This window comes from Bacillus sp. HY001, from assembly GCF_007558965.1.
Classification (GTDB): domain Bacteria; phylum Bacillota; class Bacilli; order Bacillales; family Bacillaceae_G; genus Bacillus_A; species Bacillus_A mobilis.
In genome coordinates this window covers 1-4471 of the sequence record NZ_VLTE01000115.1, presented here as the reverse complement: position 1 = coordinate 4471, position 4471 = coordinate 1, and the positions used below count along the sequence as shown (strand labels likewise).

The 4471-nt window shown below is 34.5% G+C and carries 5 protein-coding genes and 1 pseudogene; 4 read left to right on the top strand and 2 right to left on the bottom strand.

Going from position 1 to position 4471, the window contains the following annotated elements; all coding sequences use genetic code 11:
- Positions 1 to 340: 340 nt before the first annotated feature.
- Entirely contained in the window at positions 341 to 694 is a 354-nt protein-coding gene (locus tag FOT98_RS28550; RefSeq protein ID WP_235607972.1) for a hypothetical protein, read from the bottom strand.
- Between the two features lie 341 nt (positions 695 to 1035).
- Between FOT98_RS28550 and FOT98_RS28545 the strand changes: the two genes are divergently transcribed.
- The 3 genes and pseudogenes from FOT98_RS28545 (at position 1036) to FOT98_RS28535 (ending at position 2838) form a co-directional block, all read left to right on the top strand.
- Positions 1036 to 1644 carry a hypothetical protein gene (locus tag FOT98_RS28545; protein WP_061678420.1) on the top strand — a complete coding sequence of 203 codons (609 nt, stop codon included), beginning with the start codon at positions 1036 to 1038 and terminating at the stop codon, positions 1642 to 1644.
- Between the two features lie 442 nt (positions 1645 to 2086).
- A pseudogene (locus tag FOT98_RS33105) lies at positions 2087 to 2428 on the top strand (site-specific integrase); the annotation flags it as partial.
- A 95-nt stretch (positions 2429 to 2523) separates the two neighbouring features.
- Positions 2524 to 2838: a thioredoxin family protein gene (locus tag FOT98_RS28535; protein WP_000658777.1), complete on the top strand. Its 315-nt coding sequence runs from the start codon at positions 2524 to 2526 to the stop codon at positions 2836 to 2838.
- Between the two features lie 36 nt (positions 2839 to 2874).
- Here the strand turns inward: FOT98_RS28535 and FOT98_RS28530 are convergent, their stop codons facing one another.
- Positions 2875 to 3285 carry a YhfM domain-containing protein gene (locus FOT98_RS28530; RefSeq protein WP_063261377.1) on the bottom strand — a complete coding sequence of 137 codons (411 nt, stop codon included), beginning with the start codon at positions 3283 to 3285 and terminating at the stop codon, positions 2875 to 2877.
- Positions 3286 to 3498: 213 nt separating this feature from the next.
- Here FOT98_RS28530 and FOT98_RS28525 point away from each other — a divergent pair, with 213 nt between their 5' ends.
- Positions 3499 to 4431: a cation diffusion facilitator family transporter gene (locus FOT98_RS28525; RefSeq protein ID WP_144291196.1), complete on the top strand. Its 933-nt coding sequence runs from the start codon at positions 3499 to 3501 to the stop codon at positions 4429 to 4431.
- Positions 4432 to 4471 lie beyond the last annotated feature (40 nt).

The following is a 4471-nucleotide window of genomic DNA, read 5'->3' as shown; positions in this document are numbered from 1 at the left end:
TAACATTCTCCGATCCCGATTTTCCTTTTATTATACAAGAAATACCCTATAGAATAGACTTTTTTCAAGTGTCTATTCTATAGGGTACATTTTAAAATATGTCTCTCTGTTTTTTATTTTTTGTGCTCCTTAAAAACTTCATATTCATAGCAGTCCCCTCTATGTCCTTCGTGTTAATCGTAATATAAATGGAGGGAGATATTATTCGACTCATTTCATTTTTTCTTATGTATGTTTCTATACATTTGTTTGTCCCCCTTGTATTAAATGAAGTAACCGATTATCTTTACGAGCTTGAAAAACAATAAAAAAGCAACCGTCAGGCTACTTTGAATGCTTCTTATCCCCAAATGAAATGATATATATATTCCCCCGTTACACGTTCATCAATTCCAGCAACCCTAACGAGCCTCATTAAATCCGCCCCTTGAAGAAAATATACGGACATCATAACTGGTACTTGTGACCACATGAATCGATAAAGTTCATTCACTCTCTCATTCGTCGTAACAATTAAATCATTTACAGGTCCATTATTCCATGCCGAGGTTTGAACTGAAGTGAAAGAAAGGTCTTTCCCGTTAACCACTATTCTTGCCACGCTTTGAGTTATGTCCATTATAATCCCCTCCAACATTATAAAAATTGGACCTATTTCTTCGTTCATATTATTATAAATATTCGTTACTTTCATAAATGTATAAGGCAAACCTCTATTTTTCTCTTCTATTCAAATTAATTTATTTATTACAGTAAAAAACAAATAAAATTTTAGTATTACTCCCCCTCAACTTCCGTATTATTCAAATATCCCATACCATTGTTCGCTTTTTAAATCCGATATGTAAGCACTTTATACAGTAAATAAAAACGCACGTTATTCGTCACTTTAACGATAGCACGCTTCACTCATCTTCCTTATTTGGTTTCTTTGATTTTTCACTCACTTCTTTCTAACATCTAGTTCAGCTCGTTAACAATGCAGGATTTCCCTTTCCAATATCGAATTGGTAATGTTTAGAAAGGGGGTGTAACATGGCGGAAATTAAAGTGGGACTTACACAATTTTTAGACTTCACACTAAAAAGTAGTGCAGCTAAAACAAATTTTGTAAAGAATTTAAAATCTCAACCTGAATATCACCCGGTTTTTGATTACTGGAAACAATTACGAGAGACTCTTATTAAATTTCATAAAAACGAACTACCTTTTGACTGTTTTGAAACATTAGTACAAACTGTTGACCAGAAGAAAAAGCAAAACTACATTGATGTTATAAAGCAGTACAAAAAATTTATTAAAAACAAAGACGTCTCTTGGTTTGATCCAGGTAAATCACATTGGTTATCAGATAATTTAATCGTCCGCTCATCACCTGAACTCGGTTTGCTCATTAACGATGAGCCGCATCTTATTAAACTGTTTTTCAAAGGAAAAAAAGAACGAATTGATAAATATAACATCAACTCAACACTGACATTATTAAATGAATCAACATTTTCAAATGAATATAACGATGTGAATTATACAGTCCTTAACATCCAAAAGAACAGAATGTATACGAATAACTCTATTAATAATGATCATTTAATAGCCCTTGAATCAGAAGCCCACCAGCTTTCTTATTTATGGAATAAGGTGTAAAAGGGTATAGGTATCTATTTCAATACATTGTTCATGCGTAATTTGGGCACAATTTTCACAAATCCAATTCGTTTCTTTTAAGTGACGCTCACCTTCTTGTTTCTTACAAACAATGCAAGGAGGGCGTTTTTTGAACACAGTTTCTTTACCCATTTCACCACCCTAATTCCCCCTGACTTCTTAACCAATAAATAATTCCTAAGATGTTCTTATGATCCCTTTCGCATTCCACATCATGTTTTTTCTTTCACTCTATACAGTGCAGTAATTTCCCCACTTGTAAGTCACGCGTCTTTCACCCACATTTCTTTATTTGGTTATGATTATTGCTGGAACTCAGCTAATGCCGCCCTAACCTCTTCTCTCACAACTTCATGAATAAGTTCTTATAACGACTCCTCTAAATTCATATATGCATCCCCTTCATCTTTTTTTGAATTTCCTGCTTGTTTTATCCGACATTACATTACAGGCGCTTCATAAACATCTCATAAAAACATTTAAGGAAAAGAACGTTTTAGCAATGGCTATCATGAATACAGTTTGATCTACCCTACTTATACCTTATAATTCAGAAGTTTGACACAGCTCATGAAAAAGCTTATAAAGAAAAGTGAGGTTCCTAATATTCGCTTTTAGGATCTAAGGTGTGCAGCCGAAGACCATAAGCGAACGTTTAGAACTTAACAGAGTAGGTATAACATTGAACAATTACTTCCATGTTGTACCAGAACTTCAAGAAACTGCGGTGAATCAATTTGCAAACGAATTATTCGGAAAGAAAACTCTCATTAGAATTTCGTTAGAAGTTTTCATTTCACAGCAAATACACCAACTAATCAACCTAAAATATTAATAGTGAAAAAGGAGAAACAAAACATGAAAGAAATCAAATCAGAACAGGAATTCAAAGACATCATCGCAAGTGAGGAGCCAGTAGTTGTTAAGTTCTTTACTACATGGTGCCCTGATTGCGTACGTATGGACAACTTTATCGGAGATGTAATGGAAGAGTTCAACAAGTTTGAATGGTATTCTATTAATAAAGATGAATTCCCAAGTATCGCTGAAGAGTATCAAGTAATGGGCATTCCAAGTTTACTTGTATATCAAAATGGCGAGAAGCTAGGCCACTTACATAGTGCTAATGCAAAAACTGAAGAGCAAGTTACTGAGTTTTTAGAAGCATACTAAGATGAAAACCCTCTGAAAAATATTTTCTAGAGGGTTTTAATCTTTTTTCACAATTATCTTTCGTAGTTGTTTCGTCATTTCTTCAGAAGTATAATATACAGTGTCTTCATGACCAATGTACATAATTACACTCCTTTCCCCTTCATCTCCAAGGTATAAATGTATACCTTTCGTATCACTATTTTCATATGTAATGAGTAAATCGTATTGTGGTACTTCACCTCTTCTCTTTTGTTTTTTCACGTCATGAAACATATTATTAATTCCATTGATTATTTGCTTATCTTCTATGTTTAGAAAATAACTTTCATTTAATCCACCATAGACATTAAAAGTAGATATGGATACTTTAGAAATATTATGTTCCTTCTCATTTTCAATCTTTGATGAATTACACCCAGTCATTATAAGAACAATACATAGAAAGAACAATATTAGTTTTTTCATCCTTTTACCCTCCCATCTTTCAATTATAAAACAATTCCAATTATTTCCACACCTTAACTTTGCACTTTACAACATATTTTTCCTTCGCGAAACTTTGTTATCCCCTTCTTAAAAAGCTAAAAAACGTCAACAATGTTTGTATAGACCCACACGAGTTTCGTTTGGTACTCTATTTATAGAAAGAAATTCCTTGTAGAAAGGTGAGTGATTAAAGTGGATACTCTTTCTCATAAAGAAGCTGATAAAGGTGCGATTGTCAGCATTATGGCCTACATATTTTTATCCTCTATGAAAATCATCATCAGTTATATTACCCTCTCTAGCGCATTACGTGCTGACGGTTTAAATAACTTAACGGATATCGGTGCTTCTTTAGCAATATTAATTGGTCTAAAAATTTCTCGTAAGCCTCGTGACCCAGATCACCCTTATGGGCATTCGCGCGCAGAACAAATTGCATCACTTGTTGCTTCTTTTATTATGGCAACGGTCGGATTAGAGGTTGTTATTAGTGCCATTCAATCTTTTTTCAATCCGAAACAAGCAGCGCCTAATGTACTTGCTGCATGGGTAGCCTTATTTTCTGCTGTCGTTATGTATTTCGTGTATTTGTATACGAAAAAAATTGCAGCGCGCACAAAAAGTAAATCATTAGAAGCTGCTGCGAAAGATAATTTATCAGATGCTCTCGTAAGTATCGGTACAGTAGTAGGTATTGTCGGTTCGCAGTTCCAAATGCCTATTTTAGATCCTATTGCTGCTTTACTTGTCGGCCTTATTATTTGTAAGACTGCATGGGAGATTTTCGTAGAAGCTTCTCATATGTTAACGGATGGAATCGATCCAGATAAGATGGAAGAGTATGCTGGTGCTATTGAACATATTGGCGGCGTGGAAAACATCGTAGACATTCGCGCGCGTATGTACGGGAATCAAACGTACGTTGATATTACAATTGAGGTTGATGCTCATATGGATGTTGGTGAAAGCCATTGTATTACTGACAACATCGAGGCTATGCTACGGAAAAAGTTTGGCATTTACCATGCACACATTCATGTTGAACCAATGAAAAAAGAACCTATTATTGAAGTGAACCCCGAAAACGGGACACCGATCAAAACACCTAAACCATCTGTTCCCTAAATTCTTTAGGGGATAGGTGGTTTAATTTTTCTTGAATTCG